The organism is Virgibacillus necropolis, assembly GCF_044793635.1.
In the GTDB taxonomy this organism is placed as follows: domain Bacteria; phylum Bacillota; class Bacilli; order Bacillales; family Amphibacillaceae; genus Virgibacillus_F; species Virgibacillus_F necropolis_A.
In genome coordinates this window covers 1792923-1819896 of the sequence record NZ_CP084992.1, presented here as the reverse complement: position 1 = coordinate 1819896, position 26974 = coordinate 1792923, and the positions used below count along the sequence as shown (strand labels likewise).

25 protein-coding genes are annotated in these 26974 nt (G+C 39.7%); 18 read left to right on the top strand and 7 right to left on the bottom strand.

Features of this window, described 5'->3' with window-relative positions:
* The first annotated feature begins 11 nt into the window (after positions 1 to 11).
* The 6 genes from ctaD (at position 12) to LG329_RS08600 (ending at position 5756) form a co-directional block, all read left to right on the top strand.
* Complete coding sequence (gene ctaD, locus LG329_RS08625) at positions 12 to 1934, top strand: cytochrome c oxidase subunit I (RefSeq protein WP_404455997.1); 1923 nt, start codon at positions 12 to 14, stop codon at positions 1932 to 1934.
* Positions 1927 to 2502 (top strand): cytochrome c oxidase subunit 3, encoded by a 576-nt coding sequence (locus tag LG329_RS08620; protein WP_404455995.1) that lies wholly within the window; start codon positions 1927 to 1929, stop codon positions 2500 to 2502. The genes ctaD and LG329_RS08620 overlap by 8 nt, the downstream gene beginning before the upstream one ends.
* Before the next feature lie 30 nt (positions 2503 to 2532).
* Complete coding sequence (locus tag LG329_RS08615; RefSeq protein ID WP_404455992.1) at positions 2533 to 4107, top strand: FMN-binding glutamate synthase family protein; 1575 nt, start codon at positions 2533 to 2535, stop codon at positions 4105 to 4107.
* A 133-nt stretch (positions 4108 to 4240) separates the two neighbouring features.
* Entirely contained in the window at positions 4241 to 4378 is a 138-nt protein-coding gene (locus LG329_RS08610; RefSeq protein WP_404455988.1) for a hypothetical protein, read from the top strand.
* A 688-nt stretch (positions 4379 to 5066) separates the two neighbouring features.
* A complete protein-coding gene (locus tag LG329_RS08605; protein ID WP_404455986.1) occupies positions 5067 to 5366 on the top strand; it encodes a YwdI family protein in 300 nt (99 codons plus the stop codon).
* Between the two features lie 21 nt (positions 5367 to 5387).
* The gene (locus LG329_RS08600; RefSeq protein WP_404455983.1) at positions 5388 to 5756 is read left to right on the top strand and encodes a DUF423 domain-containing protein; all 369 of its coding nucleotides are present in this window, start codon (positions 5388 to 5390) and stop codon (positions 5754 to 5756) included.
* On the opposite strand, the gene LG329_RS08595 is transcribed toward LG329_RS08600, so the two are convergent.
* The 4 genes from LG329_RS08595 to hemQ form a co-directional block, all read right to left on the bottom strand.
* Positions 5751 to 6002 (bottom strand): hypothetical protein, encoded by a 252-nt coding sequence (locus tag LG329_RS08595; RefSeq protein ID WP_404455980.1) that lies wholly within the window; start codon positions 6000 to 6002, stop codon positions 5751 to 5753. The genes LG329_RS08600 and LG329_RS08595 overlap by 6 nt on opposite strands.
* 148 nt (positions 6003 to 6150) lie before the next feature.
* Positions 6151 to 6555, bottom strand: a complete 405-nt coding sequence (gerQ, locus tag LG329_RS08590; RefSeq protein ID WP_404455977.1) for a spore coat protein GerQ — start codon at positions 6553 to 6555, stop codon at positions 6151 to 6153.
* 28 nt (positions 6556 to 6583) lie between these two features.
* The gene (locus LG329_RS08585) at positions 6584 to 7006 is read right to left on the bottom strand and encodes a cell wall hydrolase (RefSeq protein WP_404455974.1); all 423 of its coding nucleotides are present in this window, start codon (positions 7004 to 7006) and stop codon (positions 6584 to 6586) included.
* A gap of 601 nt (positions 7007 to 7607) precedes the next feature.
* Positions 7608 to 8363: a hydrogen peroxide-dependent heme synthase gene (hemQ, locus tag LG329_RS08580; protein ID WP_404455971.1), complete on the bottom strand. Its 756-nt coding sequence runs from the start codon at positions 8361 to 8363 to the stop codon at positions 7608 to 7610.
* 188 nt (positions 8364 to 8551) lie between these two features.
* Between hemQ and pta the strand changes: the two genes are divergently transcribed.
* Positions 8552 to 9523: a phosphate acetyltransferase gene (gene pta / locus LG329_RS08575; protein ID WP_404455968.1), complete on the top strand. Its 972-nt coding sequence runs from the start codon at positions 8552 to 8554 to the stop codon at positions 9521 to 9523.
* A gap of 87 nt (positions 9524 to 9610) precedes the next feature.
* On the opposite strand, the gene LG329_RS08570 is transcribed toward pta, so the two are convergent.
* Positions 9611 to 10462 (bottom strand): biotin/lipoate A/B protein ligase family protein, encoded by an 852-nt coding sequence (locus LG329_RS08570; protein ID WP_404455965.1) that lies wholly within the window; start codon positions 10460 to 10462, stop codon positions 9611 to 9613.
* Between the two features lie 86 nt (positions 10463 to 10548).
* On the opposite strand from LG329_RS08570, the gene LG329_RS08565 reads away from it, so the two are divergent.
* A complete protein-coding gene (locus tag LG329_RS08565; RefSeq protein WP_404455963.1) occupies positions 10549 to 11859 on the top strand; it encodes an HD domain-containing protein in 1311 nt (436 codons plus the stop codon).
* Positions 11859 to 12356: a YwgA family protein gene (locus LG329_RS08560; protein ID WP_404455960.1), complete on the top strand. Its 498-nt coding sequence runs from the start codon at positions 11859 to 11861 to the stop codon at positions 12354 to 12356. The genes LG329_RS08565 and LG329_RS08560 overlap by 1 nt, the downstream gene beginning before the upstream one ends.
* 221 nt (positions 12357 to 12577) lie before the next feature.
* On the opposite strand, the gene LG329_RS08555 is transcribed toward LG329_RS08560, so the two are convergent.
* On the bottom strand, positions 12578 to 13126 hold the full coding sequence (locus LG329_RS08555; protein WP_404455957.1) for a hypothetical protein: 549 nt from the start codon (positions 13124 to 13126) through the stop codon (positions 12578 to 12580).
* A 137-nt stretch (positions 13127 to 13263) separates the two neighbouring features.
* On the opposite strand from LG329_RS08555, the gene LG329_RS08550 reads away from it, so the two are divergent.
* Positions 13264 to 13779 (top strand): YwhD family protein, encoded by a 516-nt coding sequence (locus LG329_RS08550; RefSeq protein ID WP_404455954.1) that lies wholly within the window; start codon positions 13264 to 13266, stop codon positions 13777 to 13779.
* Positions 13780 to 14170: 391 nt separating this feature from the next.
* On the opposite strand, the gene LG329_RS08545 is transcribed toward LG329_RS08550, so the two are convergent.
* Positions 14171 to 16222, bottom strand: a complete 2052-nt coding sequence (locus LG329_RS08545; protein WP_404455951.1) for a transglycosylase domain-containing protein — start codon at positions 16220 to 16222, stop codon at positions 14171 to 14173.
* A gap of 157 nt (positions 16223 to 16379) precedes the next feature.
* On the opposite strand from LG329_RS08545, the gene speE reads away from it, so the two are divergent.
* The 8 genes from speE (at position 16380) to LG329_RS08505 (ending at position 26969) form a co-directional block, all read left to right on the top strand.
* On the top strand, positions 16380 to 17207 hold the full coding sequence (gene speE / locus LG329_RS08540; RefSeq protein ID WP_404455949.1) for a spermidine synthase: 828 nt from the start codon (positions 16380 to 16382) through the stop codon (positions 17205 to 17207).
* A gap of 15 nt (positions 17208 to 17222) precedes the next feature.
* A complete protein-coding gene (gene speB, locus LG329_RS08535; RefSeq protein ID WP_404455946.1) occupies positions 17223 to 18092 on the top strand; it encodes an agmatinase in 870 nt (289 codons plus the stop codon).
* Between the two features lie 596 nt (positions 18093 to 18688).
* Complete coding sequence (locus LG329_RS08530) at positions 18689 to 19123, top strand: DUF1934 domain-containing protein (protein WP_404455943.1); 435 nt, start codon at positions 18689 to 18691, stop codon at positions 19121 to 19123.
* Positions 19123 to 20790, top strand: coding sequence for an arginine--tRNA ligase (gene argS / locus LG329_RS08525; RefSeq protein WP_404455940.1), 1668 nt, complete (start codon positions 19123 to 19125; stop codon positions 20788 to 20790). The genes LG329_RS08530 and argS overlap by 1 nt, the downstream gene beginning before the upstream one ends.
* Positions 20791 to 21060: 270 nt before the next feature.
* Positions 21061 to 23187, top strand: coding sequence for a (Fe-S)-binding protein (locus tag LG329_RS08520; protein WP_404455937.1), 2127 nt, complete (start codon positions 21061 to 21063; stop codon positions 23185 to 23187).
* Between the two features lie 129 nt (positions 23188 to 23316).
* A complete protein-coding gene (locus tag LG329_RS08515) occupies positions 23317 to 24501 on the top strand; it encodes an acetyl-CoA C-acetyltransferase (RefSeq protein WP_404455934.1) in 1185 nt (394 codons plus the stop codon).
* Positions 24502 to 24705: 204 nt separating this feature from the next.
* The gene (locus tag LG329_RS08510; RefSeq protein ID WP_404455931.1) at positions 24706 to 25557 is read left to right on the top strand and encodes a 3-hydroxybutyryl-CoA dehydrogenase; all 852 of its coding nucleotides are present in this window, start codon (positions 24706 to 24708) and stop codon (positions 25555 to 25557) included.
* 269 nt (positions 25558 to 25826) lie between these two features.
* Positions 25827 to 26969 carry an acyl-CoA dehydrogenase gene (locus LG329_RS08505; protein WP_404455929.1) on the top strand — a complete coding sequence of 381 codons (1143 nt, stop codon included), beginning with the start codon at positions 25827 to 25829 and terminating at the stop codon, positions 26967 to 26969.
* The last annotated feature ends 5 nt before the right edge of the window (positions 26970 to 26974 follow it).

Here is a 26974-nt window from a genome sequence, read left to right as displayed (position 1 = left end):
GGGTGTAATTAATGACGATACCATTTTTCGGAGATACCATGTTTATCCCTTCAGATGTTGTGGCAGCATGGGCTTTTACCATTATATTAGGAATTTTTATGACAATATACGTTTTGAAAAAACAAAAGCTGCCACTTATATGGAGTTATATGCGTACAACGAATCATCGTAAGATCGGAACGCTGTACGTGTTGTTTGGTGTGTTATTCTTTCTGCGTGCAGGAGTAGATGCCTTGTTAATTAGACTGCAGTTGGCGCAGCCCCACGCCGAATTTTGGGTGTTCCAACAAGATAAATATAATGAGTTATTTACCACGCATGGTACCATGATGATCTTTTTTGTAGCGATGCCTTTATTAATCGGGTTGATGAACATTGCAGTTCCACTTCAAATAGGTGCACGTGATTTGGCATTCCCGTTTTTGAACGCAGTTAGCTTCTGGCTTTTTTTAGCAGGCGCGATTTTATTTAACATGTCATTTTTCTTTAATAGTGCACCAAATGCTGGTTGGACCGGCTATGCGCCATTATCGACTGATACGTTTACTCCTGATGTTGGAAACGATTACTACGTTTTTAGTTTACAAGTTTCTGGTCTGGGGACAATTTTTACAGCGATCAATATGATAGTAACGATCATTCGGCATCGTGCACCAGGCATGAAGCTGACCAAAATGCCACTTTTTCCATGGTCTGCACTAATTACATCGTTTTTAATTTTGGTTGCGTTCCCCGTTCTATCAATGGGATTATACTTGCTAATGTTTGATCGTATGTTTGGCACTGGCTTCTTTTCTGGGGAGGTTGGTAATCCAGTATTTTGGCAGCATCTATTTTGGATATTTGGGCATCCGGAGGTATATATTCTGGCATTACCTGCGTTTGGTATCTTTTCAGATATCATCTCGACTTTCTCGAAAAAAAGTATATTCGGATATCCAGCAATGGTGCTCTCATTGGCGTTAATTGGGTTTCTGGGATTTATGGTTTGGGCACACCACATGTTTACCGTAGGACTTGGCCCGATGGCAAATACGTTCTTTGCGATCACCACCATGCTGATTGCAGTTCCAACCGGAATCAAAATATTTAACTGGTTGTTTACGATGCGCGGAGGAGTAATTCGAATGACAACTCCAATGTTGTTTTCGCTTGGATTCATCCCAACATTTGTAATGGGTGGTGTGACAGGAGTAATGCTGTCTGTCGCTGCCGCTAACTTCCAGTATCATGATACCCATTTTGTTGTGGCCCATTTCCATTACACGATTATTGGATCAACAATCTTAGGTATTTTTGCAGGATTATATTATTGGTATCCTAAATTTACTGGAAAGGTTTTGGATGAGACGCTTGGAAAATGGCACTTTTGGTTATTTCTAATTGGCTTCCATATGACCTTTTTACCAATGCATATTACAGGTCTTCAAGGGATGCCGCGCCGTGTGTACACTTATAGTTATGGTGATTCGCTATTCGTATTAAATCTAACAAGTACGATTGGTGCTTTTATTATGGGTAGTAGTATGTTATTTGTTGCGTGGAATGTCTATAAAACACATAAATATGGGGAAAAAGTCGGTAATGACCCATGGGACGGGCGTACACTTGAATGGACGGTGGAATCACCATCACAGGAACATACCTTTGAACCGATGCCAATAGTTAAAGAGATGGATCCTTATTGGTATGCAAAGGTTGAAGGACGAAATTTAGAGACTACGACAAATAATCGGCCAGCTCCGATAGCTGTGGAAACGATTAAGCCATTATTAATAGCTGTCTCCTTGTCGATCATGAGTATTGGTATGATTTATTCATGGTATTGGATGGCGGTTCTTGGAGGCTTAAGTACATTTGTATTATTCATCATTCGCTCAGTAACTGATGAACGTAAAAAGGATTACCGGGAGGAGGCTGAATCCAATGAATAATTATCAGGAAGCATTATTTAAAGATAAGCGACTTGGATTTTTTATCTATTTATTTGTGGAAAGTGTCATGTTTGGAACACTCTTTGCGACATATTTGATATTTACGCCACCTCCAACTTATCCGAAGCCCAATGAATTGTTTGAAGTGAAAAGTCTTGTGTTATCATCCGTCTTTTTGCTTTCTAGCAGTGGCACATTATTGATCGCTGAAATAGGATTAGATAAGCGTCAGGGAATAAAAATTGTGACTGGCCTCGTCCTAACTTTGTTGTTCGGTCTAACTTTTTTAGGTCTAGAAATCCATGAATTCTATAAATATACTATGGAGGGCAATGGTTTAACAGCAAACGTATTTATGTCATCATTTTATGTGCTTGTAGGCCTTCACGCAGCACACGTAACGTTCGGCGCTTGTTGGATGGTTCTCCTTCTTATACAATATAGAAGAATGAATATGCCTTATGGTTTATATATTGAAAAGCAACGCATCTTTCAGTATTACTGGCACTTTGTGGATGTCATCTGGGTATTTATTATCATAATCGTTTATCTACCATATGTTATTTAGAAAAAAAGATAAAAAAAGGGGAGAAATTAGATGACAACAGGTTTATTGATCGCGTTAATTGTAATTGTAGCATTGATTGTTCTTGTACCATTGTTTATTTTCATGCGCGTGTACGCCCTTGATACAAAACAACAGGAGCACTCTATTCTTAGGAACTATCCTGTATTAGGGAAGATCCGGTATTTTACAGAAAAAATAGGTCCGGAGCTACGACAATATCTTTTCAACAATGATAATGAAGGAAAACCTTTCAATCGTAGAGAATTCGAATTCGTATACAAAGCAGCAAAATATAATAATAGAATGATAGGGTATGGTTCAGAACGTGATTTTAATGAAGAGGGTTTTTATATTGTAAACAACTTGTTTCCTAGTCAACGGGAGGAAATGAAGATAGATCAGGAACCGAAGATCAGGACTAGGTTATATCAAATCGATAATGAAAAACTATTTAATAGAAAAGAACACCATGACGAAGACACACTGGATCCATTTTATTTAACGGATGATGATGCGATCGTTCTTGGTAAGGATACTGTTCGGAGTCCTTTTAAAGTTAAAGGATTTATTGGCCAATCCGCAATGAGTTTTGGTTCACTAGGGGATAACGCGATAACGGCTCTTTCGAAAGGGCTCGGTATGGCTGGTGGTACGTGGATGAATACAGGTGAGGGAAGCATTTCTCCTTACCATCAAAAAGGTGATGTCGATCTTATCATGCAAATCAGTGCCGGTTTATTTGGCGTTCGTACAACAGATGGCGAGTTTTCGTGGGAACTTTTTAAAAAGAAAAGCGATATCGATCAAATAAAAGCATTTGAACTCAAGCTTGCTCAAGGGGCAAAACAACGAGGAGGACATGTAGAAGGTAAGAAGGTAACGGAAGAAATTGCCGAAATTCGTAATGTCGAACCTTGGAAAACAATTAACAGTCCAAACCGTTTCCATGAATTTAATAATGCAGAAGGATTACTAGAGTTTGTTGATAAAATGCGTGATATCGGTGGGAAACCTGTTGGAACTAAAATTGTTGTTGGTGACGAAGCGCAAGTGGAAACCTATGTAAAAGCGATGAAGGAACTAGATATTGTACCAGATTTCATAACAGTTGATGGTGGTAATGGTGGTTCCGGTGCAACCTATTATGAATTAGCAGAATCAGTTGGGTTACCTACATATGCAGCATTACCTTTACTTGATGATTTACTAAAAAAATATGGGTTGCGTGATCGCACAAAAATTATAGCGTCAGGTCAATTAATAACTCCAGATAAAATTGCGATGGCACTTTCTCTGGGGGCAGATATGATTAACATTGCACGAGGATTTATGTTATCTGTTGGCTGTATCATGGCACAGGTTTGCCACACAAATAATTGTCCAGTGGGTGTTGCAACTACAGATCCTGATTTGCAAAAAGCATTAAGCATCGAAGAGAAAAAATATCGCGTTTGTAATTACCTGATAGCTTTACGTGAAGGAGTATTTGATATGGCGGCAGTTGCAGGTATTGATAGTCCAACGAAATTCACACGGGAACATATTGCCTATAAAGATCGACTAAATAAAGCATATAAAGTGATGAATTATTCCCATACAAGCTAATGAATTATGTCGATTTTGATTGTTTTCTGTATATTTAGCAAATTATTAATTTTTATATTGATTCCTTTTTAGTTTCCATGTACAATTAGAAAAGATGATACTTTTTTAACGGTTTATTAGGGGGAATTATAGCGTGGAGGGCTTTTTGAATGTATTAGAACAGGATACCGAAGAGAAGCTTGGACGTCATTTGCAAAAACAGGAGATTGAGTTTTTGCAATGGGTGTATGAGCGCTATCTAGAAGAACTGAAAGATCGAATAAATGCATAAAAATTGGATAATCAAATGATAAAAGCCTTGGAGCTCTATCCAAGGCTTATTTATACTTAGGGAAAGTATAGATGTTTTGAGGAAATGCCATTATAAGAAAACTTGGCTTATCGCCAAGCCTTAATGGCGAAAGCCTTAGTTGCACTTATGCAGTAAGAAAGGATTTCTTTCTTAACTGCTAAGAAAAATTTTGTTAGAATCGAGGCGAATGCCGATTTTTTTCTAACATTTCATTTTATCGTAAGGCTCTTTTTATACGAATTGTTGCATTTTCATCTTCATAGTTGATATGAAATGTGTCATAGCATACCGCTTCGGAAATACACTACGCTTTCCGCGGGCTTGCGCTGAGCCTCCTCGATCGCAAAGAACGCTCACTGCGGGGTCTCATCACTTCGCTTTCCCGCAGGAGTCTACGTGTTTTTCCTTCGCTAACCTAGTGTCTGGAAGCAGTACTATATAGCCCCTTTCATTATTATGGCAGTTGATTTTCGCTGCGGACCGTTGACTCCTACGGGAACAGCACGAGTCTGAAGACCCCGCAGCGGAAATCAACCAGCAGTTATGTTGTAGTTTATATCTATTTTCTCAAAAGCAATAATCTTTACGAAAACAGCCTTTCGTAATAAATAATGTACGTATCACATGTTATACTAGGACATGGAATTTATGTAAGGGAGTGGTTAAGATGGCGATTCCGAATGAAACGATACTAAAAAAAATGATGCATGAGTTACAACAGGCTCAATCATATCAAAACAATCAACGCCAAATGGTAAAGCATATTGAAAATGTACGACTTTTAAGTGATCTACTGATAGACGGAGAACAAGATGAGCTAGTGAAAAAGTCTACAAATTCAATGGATATTTCCAGTGAAGAAATGAAGGCAATGCTTGGTAGTAGTAGCTCTGTGAAAACTAATAGTAAACAGGAATCAGAAGTGGAAAAAGACGACGCAAATGGGAAGTCTATTTTAGACTTTTAATAAGATAAAAGAGGTGTAATGATGAAATTATTTCTAATTCTCGGTGTAATAAACGGGTTTATAGCAGTAGCGCTAGGAGCATTTGGTGCTCATGGCTTAGAAGGTAAAATATCAGAAAAAGCGATAGCAACATGGGAGAAAGCTGTAACCTATCAAATGTTCCATACAATGGCACTTTTTGTAACTGGGTTATTACTATTGAAATTCCAAAGTGGAGGAATGCTTTGGGCAGGGTGGTTGTTTTTTATAGGAATTTTATTATTTTCAGGAAGCCTGTACATTTATTCAACAACTGGAATTAAAACATTCGCGATGATAACGCCAGTTGGTGGAGTAGCTTTCCTAGCAGGTTGGATTCTGCTCGGTTATGCAGTCTCGAAGTATTTATAAGTGGAATATGATATAGGTTGTAAATACAAAAAGTAATAAAGCCTGCAAAAAATGTTTGAAAGCTTTATTTTGATTGTGTGTATGAAATTCAATCATTGCTTCACAGCATAAACCACATGCAATCAAGTAGATTAACAGAATCGCTAAAAAGATAAACCCTTTGATTAGTACGAGAACCCCGACTAGTACAGCTAAAATAAGTATAATTAATTCTAATCGTACGAACTTTTCATATGGATGTCTCATTGTGATCCCCCTATAGAGATTAAAATAAAAGAAGGATGACACATATAAGGATAAAGATCCCACTGTGCAATGCGTGGATCGATTCCGTATGGGTCATCCTTTACTGATAGTTTAGGAGTAGGTATCTTACCTTAATGTTATTAAATTATTAAGGTCCATATGGATAGGTATAGTTTATTTCCCCATCGAATGTGATGTAGTCCAAGTATAACATCAATAATAGGTATCTTTTATCCGTTTCCAAATCTTTTAAAATGATATGATCTCTTCCTGCCGCTAGAATTTCTCCTTTGAAAATCTTAGCATTCCATTTTGCATTGTTTTCAAAAGTCATATAAACAGTTGCTACTTTACCTATATTTAATCGCAAAATGTTTTCAATGTAGGATTGTTCCATATCTGGAAGCATTGTTTGATCTTGTTGCGGTTGCGGTGGTTGCTGTTGTTGTTGCTGGGGCATCATTTGCATTTGACGATAATCGTATCCTGGATAGTATGCTGGAGATGCTTGTGGGTAGTAATAGTACGGATATTGATTTTCATTTTCATTCATAAAAAAACCTCCTGGTAATTAATTGAAATTAGTAAACTCTCGGACATTCTGATGAGTCCGGCGCAAAAAAACAATGTGATTTATAGCGCCCAACAAGCCTTTGGCCATACCACTGTGCAGGGCAATTCCCTTGAGGCGCAAAAAACCAAAGTGCATACGAAGCAGGATGGTAACGGCCACCTTTTATTGTCTTTCGTGCAAGACTTTTATCCTTTTCTCGCGCACGTTGATAAAAGTATCCGTGAATCGTAGCTTCAAAACCACCTGGACTTTGGAATACCATATCCCGAACTGTTCTCAATTGGGTGAAATCTAAACAGTTTGAAACGACTCGATTTACCCCAACATTGCCAACCATCAGCATTCCTAACTTTCCATCACCCTCAGCCTCGGCACGCATTAATCTCGCAAGAAGTGCCACACCCTTTTCAGTAGGGTTAATTCTCGGCATTAGGGCCACCTCTTTTCCAAATACTAATTTATTTATATGCAGGATATTCTATGTTAGAACCTAGGCAGTGTGACAGAAGAGAAAAGCGGAGGCGACTGTTCAGCGACGTACAGATAGATGGGCATGTGAAAAGTACGGTGGTCTTTCCGTACGTTCAACAGGACCAACTATCTGCTAGTCGCTAGGAGCCGCAGCTAGACAAAGAGAAAAGCGTAGCGGGCTTGCTCAGCGGTGAAATGCGTAAGCAAGGGACCGTAGAGCACACCATCTTAGTGCTCGGAGTGTTCATTGCTTATGACGGCAGCTTCTAGGAGCCGTGGTTAGCAGAGAGAACTGTGAATGCATAATAAAACCATTAGAAGAAAGACAGTTTATCCGCCGATTCACAGCTATTTCCGCCAATCTACAAATATATCAGCCGTTTTTAAAATATAACAGCCAATATAAAAATATAACTGCCATTATCCAAATATATCGGCTAATATCAAAATATAACCGCCGATTCAAAATCGATTCAAAACCAGCACCCAGTTCCCGGTCGTGATAAAGTCTATAAACACAAAAAAACGCACCAGCATGAATCATGCTGGTGCGTCTACTATTATACTTGAAGAAATGCTGCAATTTTTTCATTTGGTAGGTGGTTTCCAACGAAAAATTCGCCGAACTCACCATACTTGGCGCTAACTTCGTCAAAGCGCATTTCATATACAATGCGTTTTAGCTCTATTGCGTCGTGTGCAAATAGAGTTACGCCCCATTCCCAATCATCAAATCCGAATGAGCCTGTAATGATTTGCTTGATACGACCAGCATAACTACGACCAGTTTTGCTGTGTTCATATAATAACTTCGCACGGTTTTTAAAATCTAGAGAGTACCAGTTTTCTTCGCCAGCACGACGCTTGTTCATTGGGTAAAATGAAATGTAATCCCATTTCGGTAAAATTGGTTTTAAACGTGCTTGCGTTTCTGGCAATGTTTCAGGATCCACATCTTTTTTCTGTGGGAAATATTTTGAAAGCTCGACAACTGATACATATGAATAGGATGGTAACAGGAAATCAGCGAACTTTGTTTTGTTAAATGCTGTTTCCACCTCGTTTAACTCATCCATTGTTGGACGCAGGATCATCATCATGATATCTGCCTTTTGACCAACAACTGTATATACAACATGACTGCCTTCTTTAGCCTCTTCAACAGCATCCCATTTTGCTAAAAGGGTATGTAATTCGTCTATTGCTGCTTGTCGCACCTCGCTTGAAACCATTTTCCAAGACGCCCAATCAATGCTACGTAAATCGTGCAGGCAATACCAGCCATCCATGGTTTCTACTGCTTCTGCTGCTGCCATTATATATCGCTCCCTTATGTGTAAAAAATTATCATCTTATGGATTTACTATACCATATTGAGGGAATATTAATCATGGACAAAGGGTTAGAATTAGGCAATTCAAAGATAAGTGAGTTGCTTTTCATGTATCCATAGTTGCATTATCATATAATAGTAGGAATAAATAGGACGTGGAGGTGCTTGGTCATGAGTGATTTTTTTGACGAATTAAAAGCAAAATTGGAAGGTTCAAATAGATTTATTGTTTTTCCAGAAGGAACGGACGAACGAATTTTAACAGCAACAAGCCAACTAGGAGCAGCAGGCATTTTGACACCAATTTTAATTGGCGAAAAAAGTAAAATTAAGCAACGTGCTGAAGAAATTGGCGTTGACGTTTCATCATGTAAAATCATGGATCCGAGTGAATTCGAGGAATTTGAATTAATGGTCGAAACGTTTGTTGAACGTCGGAAAGGTAAGGTAACATCCGAGGATGCTCGACAAATTTTGCTGGATGAAAATTATTTCGGGACGATGCTTGTGTATATGAATCAAGCAGATGGACTAGTAAGTGGGGCAACCCATTCTACCGCGGAAACAGTTCGTCCAGCACTGCAGATTATTAAAACAAAAGAAGGAATTAAAAAAACTTCTGGCGTATTTATCATGGTTCGCGGTGATGAAAAATATGTGTTTGCTGACTGTGCGATCAACATTGCACCAGATAGTCAGGATCTTGCAGAAATCGCAGTGGAAAGTGCTGTAACTGCTGGATTGTTTGGGGTAGATCCACGCGTGGCAATGCTAAGCTTTTCAACAAAAGGATCGGCTAAATCAGATGAAACAGAGCGGGTTGCAGAAGCGCTGAAACTTGCTAAGGAAAAAAGCCCTGCGCTTTTAATAGATGGTGAATTTCAATTCGATGCTGCTTTTGTACCAAGCGTTGCCGAGAAAAAGGCTCCAGATTCACCGCTAAAAGGAGATGCGAATGTCTTTATTTTCCCAAGTCTGGAGGCTGGCAATATTGGCTACAAAATAGCACAGCGACTTGGCGAATTTGAAGCAGTCGGCCCGGTGTTACAAGGTCTAAATCAACCCGTCAATGATCTATCACGCGGGTGCAGCTCCGATGATGTCTATAACTTGGCATTAATCACGGCAGTTCAGTCAAAATAATGAGTGAAAAGCTTGCGGGAATCGGCCCTGCAAGCTTTTTAAATTTGCGAACCCAGCTGGCACAGCCTAGCCTATAAAATCGATACTTCACTGCATATCCGCAATCTTCTCATTCCGTTTTTTCATCTGCTCTAATCTTTTCACGAAGTTCTCCCGTTCTCCCGAGGAAAATTCAGCAGTGACAATATTTTCGCTCAGTTCCTCCAAAGCTCCGTACACGCGCTGTTTCATCTCATCCATTGTAATTTTTCTTGGCAATAATTCTGACAAAGACGCCATCGTTTCCGGCACCACATCAGGAAATGAGAAATTTGTTTCCGTCCCCTTTAACGCAATTTCATAAAAATCACGAATTAATGCAGCACGTTCCTGGCCATGACCTTCCACATCCAAATAAATTTGAATTGCGGCGCCTTCTTTGACTCTGCGCTGGGATATGCCTGCGAATTTTTTGCCGCCAATACTTAGGTCATAATCTCCTGGACAGTAGGACCCGACAATTTCATAGGCCTCGATTTCATCCGTAAGGTCTGCAAGCATAAATTGAACAAAACTTACCATAGCTTCATAGCAAGTATTAATCGATAAATTTTTTACGTCAGGCAAAACTAGGGAAATATTGAGTACCCCCTCGTCAAGGGCGACGGCTAGCCCCCCGGAGTTCCTTACAACCGCATGGTACCCACGATGTGATAAAAGCCCAACACCTTCTTCAATAAAAGGCAACCTTGCATCAGGAATTCCAAGTACAACTGTGTTTGGATGTACCCATAAACGTATAGTAGGAGCAGATTCCCCGTCCCCGACAGAAAGTGCTAACGTATCATCGATGGCGAAAGAGGTTAATGCACTAATCGGTTCATTATAAAATTTATGTTCATCCGATTGGTCCATATAGCGGAATGTCGGATGGTGTATGATTTCTTTCCAAGATTGCATGATTTTCTCCCTTTTATGTCTTTTTTACTTTTGCTATCTATTATATAATATAACAAAATTGTCGTATAGAAACGGGTTGTGAAAAAATGGCGTATAAAGATGAACAATTATATGAGGAAAAAGTTTTCAAAGATCCGGTTCACCGCTATGTTCATGTGAAGGATCAGGTGATATGGGATCTGATAGCAACACCTGAATTCCAGCGATTGCGCCGTATCAAGCAGCTTGGCACCACGAATTTAACGTTTCATGGGGCTGAACATAGTCGGTTTAATCATTCGTTAGGTGTTTATGAAATTGTAAGACGAATCATTAACAATTTTCAGGACAAGCCGCATTGGAATAACGATGAACGGTTACTTTGCCTTTGTGCAGCATTGTTGCATGACTTGGGTCATGGGCCATTTTCGCATTCGTTTGAAAAAGTATTTAAGCTTGACCATGAATATTTTACTCAGGCAATTATTATTGGTGACACACATGTACATAAAATTTTAGAACGCGTATCTAAAGGTTTTTCACAAAAAGTCGCAGATGTCATCGCAAAAACATATGAAGATAAATTAGTTGTCAGCTTAATTTCCAGTCAGATTGATGCCGATCGGATGGACTACCTGCAACGAGATGCTTATTTTACCGGTGTAAGCTACGGTCACTTTGACATGGAGCGTATTCTACGGGTAATGCGACCAATCGATGATCAGGTTGTTATTAAATCGAGTGGAATGCATGCGGTAGAAGACTATATCATGAGCCGTTATCAAATGTACTGGCAGGTTTATTTTCATCCTGTTACGCGCAGTGCTGAAGTAATTTTATCAAAAATTCTTCACCGGGCGAAATATTTATTTGAATCAAAGTATACTTTTAAACTCGAGCCGATTCACTTTATTTCTTTTTTTCATGAGAAGGTGGACTTAAAGGATTATTTAAAATTGGATGAAGCGGTTGTATCCTATTATTTCCAATTATGGCAGGAAGAAGACGATGCCATTCTTCGGGATTTATGTGAGCGATTTATGAATCGTCGCCTGTTTAAGTATATTGAGTTTAACCCCAACAGTCAGATGAATGAATGGATGGAGTTATATAAATTGTTTCAGGAAGTGGATATCGATCCTGAATATTATCTTGAAGTCGATTCGTCGTCAGACTTGCCGTACGATTTTTACAGACCGGGTGAAGAGGAGGAGCGCCTGCCAATTCATTTGCTAATGCCAAACAATGAGTTGAAAGAACTTTCCCGTCACTCCGATATAGTAGAATCAATTTCAGGTAAAAAACGAACCGATCACAAGCTGTATTTTCCTGCAGACTTATTAGAAAATCTCGAACAAAATAGCGCCGCTAAAAAACGTATCATGGAGCTATTGAATATCCAAGGAGCGAATATATAATGTTAACAAATCATGCCAAATTAATGCACTTTTTCGAGGTAACAAAAGAAGTATCTGGACGAAAAAAACTGCAAAAAATGATTTATATTTTACAGAAATGCAAGGTTCCATTTGAAGAAAAGTATCAATTTCATTTTTATGGCCCATATTCGGAAGAACTTACTCTAAGAGTCGAAGAGCTTTGTAATCTAGGGTTTATTAATGAAGTTAAAGAGGATAAAAGCAATTATTATCAATATAATTATGCAATAACCGATAACGGAAGAGAGTTTTTGAATCAATTTACTTTAGACATGCCTGAAATAGAGGAACAAGTTGGACTATTGAGAGGGAGGAGTTCCCGCTTTCTGGAGCTTGTTTCAACTATGCTGTATTTTGATGACCTTTCACAAGAAGAAGTTGTTGAAAAAATTCATACCGTTAAACCTAAACAAAACTTCACAGAAGAAGAAGTAAAGGATGCTTGGGCGTTTATTGACCAATTGAAGAAAAATTAAAATGAAACTTAAAAAAGTCGCCTAGATTTAATATTCTGGGCGACTTTTTTTGGCAGTAAGAAAGTATAAAATTTTGGCGTTAATCTGTCTAGCTCCAGCGCCTAGCCCCTCAAGATTTTAAGTCAAATCTCTTTGTGATAAAAATCATCACTAAGAGATTCGTCTTAAACTTGTCGGGGCTGACCAAGGCGCTTGCGCTTTTCTTAGTTCATAGATCAGACCTAGTAATATCCAACAGGCACTCCAAATTTCTTCTGAATCGCTTCAATATGTTTCAGTGGAAAGTGAGTTTGGGTACTATTGCTTACCAGAAATCCATCCTCTGTATTTGTAACTTTTACTTCACCTGTAATTGATTCTGTCTCTGTAAGGATATCATCATTGTATTTTTCAAAAAATACCTCGACATTGTAGTCAAAAATATACGTATCATCTGTTTTTTCCTTAAATTCAAATTCGATATTTTTTAGAGAAAGGTTGCTTTTTGTAAGTATTGATACATCAACAGTCTCCCGAAAATTATTTACCATAGTATTCGTATCAAATGCATGTTTTGTAAGCAGTGGTTTGACTCTGTCATCAATTATTCTTAAGGCTTCTCTAAGATCGAGGTCAGCAATCTCCTCATACTTAATCTTATATTGCTTCTCCTTAAAATCAGTCGCTACTTGTTTGGCTTGTTCTTTTGGGTCGAGTTTAGGATCTGATTCTGTGCATCCGGTAACAAATATGAATGCCAGTAAAAAAACAACGAATAGTTTTATCCTCATGAACTACACCCCCCAATTAAATAGTAATATACCATTAATTTACTGACTAGTCAAAAAATAATCAGGGTGTATGAAGTGAAAAGATAAATTCACTTGTGCTACAATATACGCAAAGTTTTAAAAGGAGGGTCCTTTAAATGAGTGAAGATAAACCGAAAAAGAATACGAATCCATTTACGATACTTAAAGATGATTCAACTGACGGGCATGGTGGATATGGCGTTGGTGCGATAAGTCTTGAAAATATGTCCCCAGTAATCATTGATCCGAATGAAGACCGTGCCTTTGTTGATATGGGCGCTATGCATGCTCGTAGTGAAGTTGAGCGTCGAGTGAAATTTTTGCCTAACAAAGACGATGTTCCGAATGGCAAATTGTATTGGATTGTCTGGGTAACCGTTGAGAAAGGCGAAATTGGTCCATATTATGCTGGTGTTTGTGGTAGTGAAATTCGTGTAGACCGCGAAATTAAACGCGCATATAAGTCAATGCCAGAACATGTGACACATATGGACAAGTCATTAAAAGGCAAAATTATGCTCGAACATATGGATGAGCATTCGAAAAAATTGTTGAAGGATTTTCTTGTCGACTTTAATGAGGAAATGTGGAACAATTCAACAGATGAATTAAAAGAAGTGCTGCCGAAATAATGAACAATTTGTGAACGAATCGTGAATAATAGATGAAATTCTTGTACTTTTAGACAAGAATTTGTAGAATATGTATACATGGACTTTCACATGTATTGCTAGGACAAAAAAGAAGCCGACCACGTGGTAAGACGGACATCTTACCAGTGTGTCGGCTTTTTTTCGATTTTTTCGGCGACAAGCTTCACAACTCGGGAGAGTTCACACTAAACCCGGGAGACAGGCACCACAACCCGGGAGAGCCCGCACTAAACTCGGGAGACAGTCACCACAACTCGGGAGAGCTCACACCAAACTCAGGAGACAACCGACACAACTCGGGAGAGCTCACACCAAACTCAGGAGACAACCGACACAACTCGGGAGAGCTACCCCAAATCACCCTCGCATACTAAAACAAATAATCAAAGATCCGCTCGAAAACACCTTTTTTATGTTCATCCTTAGAAGGTTCCTTATCTTTAACCTTTTCATTACCATCCTCCGGTAAATGAGTGTCACAATGTTTGGCTGGTACATTTTCTTTTTCAAAATACATGAGTGTTCCGCTAGGGCAATAAGGGGTTGCGAGGCCGCCTGAAACAGGGTCAACCCATGCTCCGACAACGCCTTTTGGAACATCTACATCCACCTTTGGTAACTCTGTATGAGCAGCTTCCATGAACCCAGCCCATATATCTTTTGCATAGCGATTTTCTGCAGCTTTATCTAATTCGCGATTATCATCATATCCGACCCAAACACCTGTAACCAAGTTAGGACTGTATCCAATCATCCAGCTGTCTGAAGCAGTAGTTCCTGACTTACCTGCATAATCACGCGTTAACCTATCTGCAATCGGTGAACCTGTTACGGACATGTATCCATCAAGTGAATGGTCAAACATACCTTTCATGAGGTCAGTTAGTATAAATGCTGTTTCTTTATCTAAAATTTGCTTACCTTCTTCATTAGGGGCATCATAAACCACATCACCATTTCGATCGATAATTTTTGTGATCGTATGGCCCTTAATCCGCTCCCCGCCATTTGCAAGAATTCCATATCCTGTGACCATATTTTCAACCGTTACAGATGCTGTTCCCAACGCAAGTGATGGTACTGGCGGTAATTTACTGTCGATCCCAAATTTACGTGCTGAGTCGATTAGTTTATTTACTCCCAAATAAAGATTCGTTTTTACTGCGTAAACATTATCAGACAAAGCAAGTGCCTGCGCCAACGTAATAGGTTTGTACGCATAATACCCATTATAGTTACTCGGCTGATAAACTTTGCCATCAGAAAGTTTAAATGCGGTAGGCTTACTCATCAACATCGTTGTAGGTGTATAGCCATGTCTCAATGCGGCATAGTACAAAAAAGGTTTGAAGGCTGACCCAGCCATTCGTTTCGCATTGGTAGCACGATTAAATGAACTCTCACTATAATCACGACCACCAACAAGCGCCCGAATAGCGCCGTTTTCCGGATCCATCCCAACCGCACCAAGTTGTATCGAACTTGAAGGGTTAACAGTCTCGGTAACTTCCTTTTTTAGTTTTTGTTGCATTCCAACATTTAGCGTTGTGAAAATTTTGTAACCACCAGAACGAACTTTTTCCCGGTCGAGATCTAATTTATTTGCTGCTTCCAGTAATACAGTGTCCAGGAAATATGGTGCAATAACCTTTTTCGTTTGTTTACTCGGTTCCGCATAATTTAATTTTGCATGTGTTGCTAAGAAGTATTCCTGTTCATTAATTACATTTTGTTCCTTCATTTCATATAGGATTTGTTGCTGCCTGCGTGTAGCATTTTCCAAGTTATTGAAAGGGGAGTAATAAGTCGGCCCTTTAGGAATCGCTGCAAGCATCGCAGCTTCAGCCAGTGTTAACTCATCTGCAGACTTGTTAAAAAAGTGCCTGCTGGCTGCCTCAATTCCATATGCCCCGTGCCCGTAATAAATTGTGTTTAGATAGCCCTCTAATAGCTCGTCCTTTGAATAATACATTTCTAGGCGAACGGTATAAAAGGCCTCTTTCACTTTACGTGTCCAGGTCTTTTCAAAAGATAAAAACAAATTGCGTGCGTATTGCTGGGTAAGGGTGCTGGCGCCTTCTTCTAAAGACATATTTTTGACGTTCTCAAGAACCGCTGCAGCAATACGGGAGTAATCAAATCCATTATGTTCATAAAATTCCTGATCCTCGATAGCTAAAATCGCTTGTTTAAAGTAGGGAGACATTTCATCAAGCCCAACCCAGTAGCGACTTTCCGCACCTGTTTCCTCACCGATTACCGTATCTGCTGCACTATAGTAAATCGTGTTTTGTTCAGCTTTAAGTGCTGGCGGTCCTAGTAAAAAGCTCGCCAAATAGATCCCTGCTAGAGAGACTCCGATAAGAAGGATAATTCCAATTAATCCACTTAAAAGCTTATATTTTAACAAGAAATTCTTCATAGGCATTAACTCCAATTTTTAAGTGTACATTAGTTCCATTATGGGAAAAGATAGAACGAATTAAACTTGTTAGATTAAATTAGCTGAAAGTGCTTGCTTTTTCGGAGAAATTGACTATAATTTTACTGTTTCATGATTGATTGAAGGAGATGTAAAAATGGGTATTTGGTTTACAGAAAAACAAACTGCTAACTTCGGAATTACGGCAAAAGTTAACGAAACCTTAGCAGCTTTAAAAACAGACTTTCAGGATTTGAAAATGCTTGATACAGAAGAATGGGGCAATATGCTCGTTTTAGATGATATGGTTATGACAACGGAAAAAGATGAATTTGTTTATCATGAAATGGTTGCACATGTACCACTTTTCACACATCCAAATCCGAAACGCGTGTTAGTCGTTGGGGGTGGCGATGGCGGTGTAATCCGTGAGGTGCTGAAACATCAATCAGTAGAAAAAGCGACATTAGTAGATATCGATGGGAAAGTCATTGAATACTCGAAAAAGTTCCTGCCATCTATTGCCGGCTCACTTGATGATCCACGTGTAGAGGTATTAGTTGATGATGGGTTCATGTATATTGCAAAAAGTGAACGTGAATTTGACGTAATTTTGGTCGATTCAACAGAACCAGTCGGCCCAGCAGTGAATTTATTTTCCCAGGGCTTTTATGCAGGAATTTCCCGTGCGCTTAAAGATGATGGAATTTTTGTAGCGCAAACAGATAATCCATGGTTCAAGGCAGATTTAATTCATCAGGTTTTTCATGATGTAAAAGATATTTTCCCTGTAACAAAACTATATACAGCAAACATTCCAACCTATCCAAGTGGATTGTGGACTTTTACAATGGGAAGTAAAATTCACAACCCGTTAAAAGTTAAAGAAGAACGATTCACGGATATTGAAACAAAGTATTATACGCCAGAACTTCATTTTGCATCATTTGCATTACCGAGGTTTGTAAAAGAGTTAACCGAATAGAAAAGAGGTGCCACCATGCGGTTTGATGAGGCATATTCAGGAAAAGTTTTTATCATGTCCCGCGATAACTTCGACGAGGCTCAAGCAGTAATTTACGGGATGCCAATGGACTGGACTGTAAGCTTTCGTCCTGGGTCACGTTTTGGCCCTGGCAGGATCCGTGAAGCGTCAATTGGTCTCGAGGAATATAGCCCGTACATGGACAAGCATTTGGAAGAAGTATCCTATTTTGATGCAGGAGATATTCCACTACCATTCGGAAATGCCGAACGTAGCCTTACGCTGATTGAAGAATATATCGATAAGCTTTTGGGATTAGGCAAATTTCCACTTGGCCTAGGTGGCGAACATCTGGTGACTTGGCCGGTGATAAAAGCTATGCACCGCAAGTATCCAGATATGGCATTCATACATATTGATGCACATGCCGATTTGCGTTTGGAATATGAAGGTGAAGTGCTATCCCATTCAACACCGGTTCGTAAAGTTTGTGAATTGATTGGCGCTGAAAACGTCTATTCGTTCGGGATTCGTTCAGGCATGCGTGAAGAATTTCAGTTTGCCAAGGAAAGTGGCATGCATATGTCAAAGTTTCACGTTGCAGAGCCTTTACGAAAAATTTTGCCGACGTTAAGTGGGCGCAAAGTATATGTCACAGTTGATATCGATGTACTTGACCCAGCATTCGCACCAGGAACCGGCACAGCCGAAGCGGGTGGAATTTCTTCAAGTGAACTATTAGAATCCATTCAGTTAATTGCTGATTCTGATATAGATGTAATTGGCGCTGACTTGGTTGAGGTCGCACCAGCATATGATCCGTCCGAACAAACAGCAATCGCAGCAAGTAAATTCGTGCGCGAGATGTTGCTTGGTTGGGTATAAGAAAAGCGAAAGCACCTTGATCAACCCCGACAAGCTTAAGACGAGCCTCTATGTGGTGTTTATTGCTGCCGTCCAGGATCGTTCCAGGCGGATGCTTTCCGCGGGCACGGCCTCAGCCTCCTCGAGAAAACCACTCTGCGGGGTCTTCAGACTCGTGCTGTTCCCGCAGGAGTCAACTGTCCGCAGCGAAAATCAACTGCCAAAATAGTGGAAACTCATGCTCTAATCAATAAAGTGATTACTATCATTCCATTATTGGATACCACCCTAGCGGAGGAAAAACACGGAGACTCCTGCGGGAAAGCGAAGTGATGAGACCCCGCAGTGAGCGTTCTTTGCGATCGAGGAGGCTCAGCGCAAGCCCGCGGAAAGCGTAGTGATTTTTCCGTAGCGGTCGCAGGACACAGAACATGATTTTTAGTTACGTCGCATTTTATATCGACTTTCAACCAAAAATATCAACCGTCCAGCCGATATATCGATCTTCACATTATTCCAAACGTACAACCACCCAAAAAAATTCTCCATATATATTGATATCGCCATTCGTTTATCGGTATAATAAGAAATTATACGATTTATTCAGGGGCGATAGAATGGAAGCACAACATCGATCTGTATCGGGCTCCCTTCATATGGAAATTACTGAAGATAAGGAAACCGAACAAACTACAACCCACTTTACAGGTGATTTATATCAACGAAACAACATGGACGTCATTACCTTTCAGGAAAAAAATGACGACGATCTTTTAATTAAAAACCTGATTACAATCCAAAATGATAAAGTGAGTATTAAACGAACAGGTGACATCACAATGCACCAGCAATTCCGTGTGAATCAAACGACAGAAAATTTATTTAAGCATCCACACGTAAACATACATATGGAAACATATACACACAAACTTGGATATCGCCTAATAAGTAAAAACGGGCCAGGGAAACTTTCCCTAACATTTAACGTAAAATTAAACGGACAAGAAGAGCGTCAACATCAATTGACCCTACTAATAAAGGAGGATTCCTAGTGAATATACTTGCGCAAACCGAAGAAACATTAAAAGAAGAGATTGCAGCAGCCGTTATAAAAGCGAATCTTGCAAATGAAAGCGAACTGCCAACGATAATTTTAGAAAAACCGAAAGATAAGGCACATGGAGATTTTGCTTCCAATATTGCGATGCAGCTAGCTCGAATTGCAAAAAAAGCGCCACGCAAAATTGCTGAGGAAATTGTTGAATCATTAGATAACACCAAAGCTTCAATTGAAAAAGTAGAAATTGCTGGACCAGGATTTATTAACTTTTTTATGAAAAATGATTATCTTGGAGAGCTTGTTTCCACGATCCTGAAAGCTGGAGAAGATTACGGGAAAACAGATACTGGTCAAGGCGAAAAAGTCCAAGTAGAGTTCGTATCCGTTAACCCAACTGGTGACTTACACTTAGGCCATGCACGTGGTGCGGCGTTTGGTGATGTTCTTTGCAATGTTTTTGATGCATCGGGATTCGCAGTGGAACGTGAATATTACATTAATGATGCTGGTAATCAAATCGATAACCTTGCACTATCAATCGAAGCGCGTTACCTGCAAGCACTTGATAAGGAAGTTGCTATGCCTGAAGACGGCTACCATGGTGCTGATATAATCGAAATCGGTAAAAAATTAGCTGAGGAAGCTGGCGATAAGTGGGCTAATGTCGAAAGAGAAGAGCGCCTACCATATTTTAAAAAGTATGGACTCGACTATGAGATTGGCAAAATTAAAGAAGACCTCGCTGACTTCCGTGTGGGATTTGATAACTGGTTTTCTGAAACATCCCTATACACGGAAAATAAAGTATCAAACGCACTAGATATTTTACGGGATAAAAATTACATGTACGAAAAAGATGGTGCAACATGGTTCCGCTCAACTGATTTTGGTGATGACAAGGATCGTGTATTAATCAAGCAGGATGGAAGCTACACTTATTTAACACCAGATATTGCGTATCATAAGGATAAATTTAATCGCGGCTATGACAAAGTAATTAACGTGTGGGGCGCAGACCATCACGGGTATATTCCAAGAATGCGTGCAGCGATCCAGGCACTTGGCTATGATAAAGAAAGATTTGAAGTTAAAACGATCCAAATGGTGAGCCTGTTTGAAAACGGGGAAAAGGTAAAAATGAGTAAGCGAACAGGAAAAGCTGTTGCGCTACGTGAATTGATGGAAGAAGTAGGAATAGATGCGGTACGTTACTTCTTTGTAACCCGTTCCAACGATTCACAACTTGACTTTGATATGGATCTTGCACGTTCGGAATCAAATGAAAATCCTGTTTATTATGTACAATATGCACATGCAAGAATTTGTACGATGCTTACGCAAGCAGAGGAAAAAGGATTCGCGACTCATAGCGATTTTGATGCAACCCTGTTAACGGCTGAAAAAGAAACAGATTTATTGAAAAAACTTGGCGAATTTCCGCAAACAGTCGCAGATGCAGCGGTCAAGCGTACACCGCATAAAGTGACACAATACGTTTTTGACCTGGCAACATTATTGCACAGCTTTTATAACGCTGAAAAAGTATTCAGCGATGATCAGGAATTAACGAAAGCAAGACTGGCATTAATGGAAGCAGTGAAAACAACAATTGCAAATGGACTTAAATTAATTGGAGTTACAGCACCAGAGAAAATGTAAAATGAAGCTTGGGTTTTAACCTCAGCACACGGGGGATGGAGCTGTCATTAACACAGTTAGGATTAAAATTTCCTAGTGTTTTTACGCTAGGGAATTTTTTCTTTTCTACAATTTTCGCTAAATTTGTGTTGACTGAATGATCATTCATGATTAAACTAAGAATGTAATAGTTTAGTATAGGGGAATTTTTCTATCCAAACATATATATTTTTCCGAAAAATGCAATCGCTAACATTTTTCGGTATACTAAATTTAAAGGGGGAGCGGATAGTGGATACATTTTTACTTCTTAATATGGTAGCATTTATTGCTATTGTCATCTATGGCTTGTATTTATTCGCTAAAGTCGTGGCCACACGTGTAGCTTACATCAGGCTCGGTAAGAAATCGGAGTTTGACCGAGACTTTAAAGAACGCTTTCGTCGAATTGGTAAAATTGTTTTCGGTCAATCGAAGCTGTTAAAGGATAAAAAGTCAGGAACCATTCACGTTATGATGTTCTATGGTTTCTTACTCGTTCAATTTGGTGCGCTTGACATGTTTGTTAAAGGGCTTGCGCCTGGAAATCATCTGCCATTTGGACCGTTATATCCTGCTTTTACATTTTTTCAGGAAATCGTTACTTTAACGATTTTAGTAGCTGTTATTTGGGCATTTTATCGTAGGTATATTGAGAAAATTGTTCGCCTAAAACGAGGCTTTAAAGCAGGTCTAGTATTAATTTTCATCGGAACATTAATGATATCCGTTTTACTAGGAAATGGATTTGCAATGGTATGGCATGGCGAGGCGGCGACCTGGTCAGAACCAATTGCTAGTTTAGTAGCATTGGCGTTTGGTTGGTTAAGTCCACTTGCAGCTATGATTCTGTTCTATGTAGCGTGGTGGGTACACACCGTGACAATTTTGACATTCTTAGTTTATGTTCCACAATCAAAACATGCACACTTACTTGCAGCACCAGTTAACGTATTTTTAAGTAAACGTGTACCTGGTAAACTAAAAAAACTAGATTTTGATATTGATGAAGATGCAGAAGAAAGTGAAGAAGAAATTTCATTTGGAGTAGGGAAAGTAGAAGACTTTGAGCAACATCAAATGATTGATTTCTATGCCTGTGTAGAGTGTGGACGTTGTACAGACGTTTGTCCTGCATCAGGATCAGGGAAAATGCTGTCACCAATGGATATCATGGTAAAAGTTCGTGATCACTTAACTGCAAAAGGTGCAGCGGTCACAGGTAAATCACCATGGGTTCCGTCCTATGCGTTTTCAGGAACGTCTGGAAACCAATTGGCAAGCATGACTCAAAGTGGTGGCCAACAAGCAGCTGAAAAAAGCATACAGGATATTAGCCTAATCGGTGATGTTATTACCGAAGAAGAGCTTGCTGGTTGCACAACATGCCGTAACTGTGAGGATGCTTGTCCGGTAATGAATGAACACGTTGGTACAATCATTGACATGCGTCGTTACCTTGTTATGACAGAAGGAAAAATGAACCAAGATCAACAACGTGCAGTAATGAACATCGAACGCCAAGGTAACCCTTGGGGATTATCGAAAAAAGATCGCATCAAATGGCGCGAACTTGATGAGACAGTTTATATTCCAACTGTTAAAGAATTGAAAAAAGAAGAAAAAGAATTTGAATATTTATTCTGGGTGAGCTCAATGGGGGCTTATGATAACCGCAGTCAAAAAATTGCGTTAGCATTTGCGAAGTTGATGAACCAAGCTGGAATTAGTTTTGCAATTATGGGTAATAAGGAAGCAAACTCTGGGGATACGGCTCGTCGTATCGGGAATGAATTTTTATTCCAGGAGATTGCTGAGAAGAATATTAAAGAATTTGAGAAAAATGGCGTGACAAAAATCGTTACAATCGATCCGCACGCTTACAACATTTTCAAAAATGAGTATCCTGATTTCGGTTACGAGGCAGAGGTACATCACCATACACAAATGCTTTATGATCTCGTAATGAATGGAAAATTAAGTCCACAGGGTGAAATAAATGAACGCTTAACCTATCATGATTCTTGTTATCTAGGAAGATATAATGGCGTTTATGACCCACCACGTGAAATTCTTAAATCGATTCCAGGTCTTGAATTAGTAGAGATGGATCGTAACCGTGAAAATGGAATGTGCTGTGGCGCAGGTGGTGGATTAATGTGGTCTGAAGAAACTACTGGAAACCGCATCAACGTTTCTCGTACAGAGCAGGCTATGAAGGTTGAACCAACGATGATTTCCAGTGCATGTCCATATTGCTTAACCATGCTTAGTGATGGTACAAAAGCAAAAGAAGTAGAAGAGGATATCAGTACAATGGACGTTGCGGAAATTCTAGCATTGTCAGTACTTGTTGAAGAACAAGAGAAATCAGCTTAAAATGATAGAGAGGTAGATTTATTGCCTCTCTAATTTATGAATCACTACTGAGCGAGCGTTCGATCAAAATTCAAAAAGAAAGCGTTATCAATCAAATTACTTTTTAAATAAGAAAGGGATGTTGGAGTCATGGCAAAAACTGTTATTGTATCCGGAGCGCGTACACCATTTGGAAAATTTGGAGGAGCACTAAAACCTTTTACGGCATCACAACTAGGCGGAAAGGCTATCCGCGAAGCACTTGATCGTGCGGGGCTAGATGAAGCGGAACTTGATGAAGTAATTATGGGGACCGTCCTGCAAGGTGGTCAAGGTCAGATTCCATCACGACAAGCAGCGAGGGAAGCTGGAATTCCTTGGAACGTAAAAACAGAAACCATTAACAAAGTATGTGCGTCAGGCTTGCGCAGTGTAACACTAGCAGACCAATTGATTCGTCTTGGTGACGAATCTGTAATTGTTGCTGGTGGAATGGAAAGCATGAGCAATGCACCATATTTCTTACCTGATGCTCGTTGGGGCAACCGCATGGGTGACAAGTCGGTAAAAGATATGATGATTCATGATGGATTAACATGTTCTTTCAAAAATGTTCATATGGGTACTTACGGAAATAGCACAGCGGAGAAACACGAATTATCAAGAGTGCAGCAAGACGAATGGTCATACCGATCTCATCAACGTGCAGTAAAGGCAATTGATGATGGTAAATTTGCTGAAGAAATTGTGTCTCTTGAGGTTCCACAACGTAAAGGTGACCCAATCGTTGTTGATACAGATGAAGCTCCACGTAAGAATACTACATTAGAGCGATTGGCAAAATTACGCCCAGCGTTTGGTTCAGATGGAACAGTTACTGCAGGGAATGCACCTGGAATCAATGATGGCGCATGTGCATTTGTTGTCATGTCAGACGAGAAAGCAGAACAATTAGGCAAAGCCCCAATGGCAACAGTTCTTGGCCATGCAGAAGTTGCAGTGGAAGCAAAAGACTTCCCAGAAACACCGGGCCTTGTTATTAATAAATTGCTAGAAAAGACAGGTCACTCTAAAGATGACATTGATTTATTTGAAATCAACGAAGCATTCGCTGTTGTGTCACTTGCAAGTGGAAAAATCGCAGGGATTGATCCAGAAAAAGTAAATGTTAACGGTGGAGCTGTAGCGCTTGGACACCCAATCGGAGCAAGTGGTGCGCGCATTATTTTAACATTAATACATGAACTAAAACGCCACGGTGGTGGACTTGGTGTCGCTGCAATCTGCAGTGGCGGCGGTCAAGGCGACGCAATTTTGGTAGAAGTACCTAAATAGGAAAAGCGGCAGCTTCTAGGAGCCGCAGCTAGACAATAAGAAAAGTGGAGAAAGTGCAAATAAAGTCGATCGGTCCGTCCCAAAACTCGATCGGTTACACAAGCGTGTCGATCGGTTATATCTGGGACACGATCGGTAAAGGTGGAATGTCGATCGAAAACATCGAAATGTCGATCGATTGAACTGAACAAGGAGGCAAACATCATGGAAATTAAAAAGGTTATGGTCATTGGTGCAGGTCAAATGGGAAGCGGAATTGCACAAGTGTGTGCACAAGCTGGATTTGACGTTTTACTGAATGACATGAACGCGGAAGCAATCGATAAAGGCTTGAAGCGTATTGAAAAATTATTAACACGAGCAGTCGAAAAAGAAAGAATCAGCGAATCTGATAAGACCGGAACGTTGAATCGCTTGTCTCCGTCATCCGAGTTGAAGGATGCACATGATTGCGATCTTGTAATTGAAGCGGTTGTTGAAAATATGGATGTAAAAGAGAAAGTATTTGGCGAACTTGATAGAATCACGCCGAAACATGCTATTTTAGCGTCAAACACATCTTCTCTTCCAATTACGGAAATTGCTGCTGCAACTAATCGCCCAGACCAGGTGATTGGCATGCATTTTATGAACCCAGTACCTGTTATGAAGCTTGTCGAAATCATTCGAGGCTTGCAAACTAGTGATGAGACGTACACAGCAATTAAGGAAATGACAAATAAACTCAGCAAAGTACCTGTTGAAGTAGAAGATTTCCCTGGTTTTGTTGCAAACCGAATTTTAATGCCAATGATTAATGAAGCAATCTATACAGTTTACGAGGGTGTTTCTTCTGTTGAAGACGTTGATACGGTGATGAAGCTCGGTATGAATCACCCAATGGGACCTCTTACATTAGCCGATTTCATCGGTCTAGATACATGTCTTTATATTATGGAAGTACTTTATGAAGGATTTGGCGACAGTAAATACCGCCCATGTCCATTATTGCGTAAATACGTAAAAGCCGGCTGGCTCGGTAAGAAAAGTGGACGCGGCTTCTATCAGTATGACTAAGAAAAGCGGAGGCGACTGCCAGTGACGTACAAATAGATAGGAATGTGAACGTACGGTGAACTTTCCGTACATTCATCAGGACTACCTATTTGCTAGTCGCTAGGAGCCGCAGCTATACAAGAAAAGCGGAGGCGACTGGTCAGAAGCGTACTGCTTTACAAGGCTGACCGGCGAAATCACATGAATCACCGGCGAAACACAAAAATCACCAAAAATCACGCGAAAATAAAAATAAACAAAGACACCAAGAAGAAACAAGGGGGCATTTTATGAATATACATTTTACCGAAGAACAAGAAATGATGCGCAAAATGGTTCGGGATTTTGCACAAAAAGAAGTAGCAAAAGAAGTTGAACGAATGGAAGAAGAGGATCGCCATCCAAAGGAATTGATTCAAAAAATGGGAGAGCTTGGTTTAATGGGGATCCCGATTTCTGAGGAGTACGGTGGAAGTGGCATGGATTTCACTTCCTATATAATAGCGATTCATGAAATATCAAAAGTAAGCGCAGCACTTGGCGTCATTTTATCGGTTCATACATCAGTTGGTACAAATCCAATTCTTTATTTTGGAACGGAAGAACAAAAGAAAAAGTATTTACCTAAACTTGCTTCCGGTGAGTATTTAGGCGCGTTCGCATTGACTGAATCAAGTGCAGGTTCTGATGCTGCAAGTTTGAAAACCAGGGCTAAAAAAGATGGAGACAATTACATTATAAATGGATCTAAAACATTTATTACAAACGGTGGTGTAGCGGATACATACATTACATTCGCTAGAACCAGTGATGAAAAAGGTGCAAAAGGTGTTAGCGCATTTATTTTGGAAAAAGATACTCCAGGCTTGACGGTTGGGAAAACAGAAAAGAAAATGGGATTACATGGTACAAAAACGGTTGAGTTAAACTTTGACCAATGTGTTGTTCCAAAAGAACAGCTTTTAGGGAATGAAGGAGAAGGCTTTAAAATTGCGATGGCTAACTTAAACTTTGGCCGAATCGGTATTGCGGCACAGGCTTTAGGTATCGGTGAAGCGGCGCTTGAACATGCCGTGAACTATGCAAAAGAGCGAGAACAATTTGGAAAGCCAATCGCACATAATCAAGGGATTTCCTTTAAATTGGCTGATATGGCTACAGATGTCGAAGCATCGAAACTACTAGTCTATCAAGCAGCGGCAATGGTTCAAGCTGATGTTCCATGTAATAAAGAAGCATCCATGGCAAAACTACTAGCATCAAAAACAGCAAGAAATACAGCGATTGAAGCTGTTCAAGTTTATGGTGGTTATGGTTATACAGAGGATTATCCTGCTGAACGATTTTTCCGTGATGCAAAAATCACTGAAATATACGAAGGTACAAGTGAGATTCAACATATTGTAATAGCAAAAAGTCTATTAAAAGATTAGGGAGG

What these genes read in the sequence shown, in the direction of transcription:
- ctaD (WP_404455997.1), top strand. Translation starts at nt 12, where the DNA reads ATGACGATACCATTTTTCGGAGATACCATGTTTATCCCTTCAGATGTT.
- LG329_RS08620 (WP_404455995.1), top strand. Translation starts at nt 1,927, where the DNA reads ATGAATAATTATCAGGAAGCATTATTTAAAGATAAGCGACTTGGATTT.
- LG329_RS08615 (WP_404455992.1), top strand. Translation starts at nt 2,533, where the DNA reads ATGACAACAGGTTTATTGATCGCGTTAATTGTAATTGTAGCATTGATT.
- LG329_RS08605 (WP_404455986.1), top strand. Translation starts at nt 5,067, where the DNA reads ATGGCGATTCCGAATGAAACGATACTAAAAAAAATGATGCATGAGTTA.
- LG329_RS08600 (WP_404455983.1), top strand. Translation starts at nt 5,388, where the DNA reads ATGAAATTATTTCTAATTCTCGGTGTAATAAACGGGTTTATAGCAGTA.
- LG329_RS08595 (WP_404455980.1), bottom strand. Translation starts at nt 6,002, where the DNA reads ATGAGACATCCATATGAAAAGTTCGTACGATTAGAATTAATTATACTT.
- gerQ (WP_404455977.1), bottom strand. Translation starts at nt 6,555, where the DNA reads ATGAATGAAAATGAAAATCAATATCCGTACTATTACTACCCACAAGCA.
- LG329_RS08585 (WP_404455974.1), bottom strand. Translation starts at nt 7,006, where the DNA reads ATGCCGAGAATTAACCCTACTGAAAAGGGTGTGGCACTTCTTGCGAGA.
- hemQ (WP_404455971.1), bottom strand. Translation starts at nt 8,363, where the DNA reads ATGGCAGCAGCAGAAGCAGTAGAAACCATGGATGGCTGGTATTGCCTG.
- pta (WP_404455968.1), top strand. Translation starts at nt 8,552, where the DNA reads ATGAGTGATTTTTTTGACGAATTAAAAGCAAAATTGGAAGGTTCAAAT.
- LG329_RS08570 (WP_404455965.1), bottom strand. Translation starts at nt 10,462, where the DNA reads ATGCAATCTTGGAAAGAAATCATACACCATCCGACATTCCGCTATATG.
- LG329_RS08565 (WP_404455963.1), top strand. Translation starts at nt 10,549, where the DNA reads ATGGCGTATAAAGATGAACAATTATATGAGGAAAAAGTTTTCAAAGAT.
- LG329_RS08560 (WP_404455960.1), top strand. Translation starts at nt 11,859, where the DNA reads ATGTTAACAAATCATGCCAAATTAATGCACTTTTTCGAGGTAACAAAA.
- LG329_RS08555 (WP_404455957.1), bottom strand. Translation starts at nt 13,126, where the DNA reads ATGAGGATAAAACTATTCGTTGTTTTTTTACTGGCATTCATATTTGTT.
- LG329_RS08550 (WP_404455954.1), top strand. Translation starts at nt 13,264, where the DNA reads ATGAGTGAAGATAAACCGAAAAAGAATACGAATCCATTTACGATACTT.
- LG329_RS08545 (WP_404455951.1), bottom strand. Translation starts at nt 16,222, where the DNA reads ATGAAGAATTTCTTGTTAAAATATAAGCTTTTAAGTGGATTAATTGGA.
- speE (WP_404455949.1), top strand. Translation starts at nt 16,380, where the DNA reads ATGGGTATTTGGTTTACAGAAAAACAAACTGCTAACTTCGGAATTACG.
- speB (WP_404455946.1), top strand. Translation starts at nt 17,223, where the DNA reads ATGCGGTTTGATGAGGCATATTCAGGAAAAGTTTTTATCATGTCCCGC.
- LG329_RS08530 (WP_404455943.1), top strand. Translation starts at nt 18,689, where the DNA reads ATGGAAGCACAACATCGATCTGTATCGGGCTCCCTTCATATGGAAATT.
- LG329_RS08515 (WP_404455934.1), top strand. Translation starts at nt 23,317, where the DNA reads ATGGCAAAAACTGTTATTGTATCCGGAGCGCGTACACCATTTGGAAAA.
- LG329_RS08510 (WP_404455931.1), top strand. Translation starts at nt 24,706, where the DNA reads ATGGAAATTAAAAAGGTTATGGTCATTGGTGCAGGTCAAATGGGAAGC.
- LG329_RS08505 (WP_404455929.1), top strand. Translation starts at nt 25,827, where the DNA reads ATGAATATACATTTTACCGAAGAACAAGAAATGATGCGCAAAATGGTT.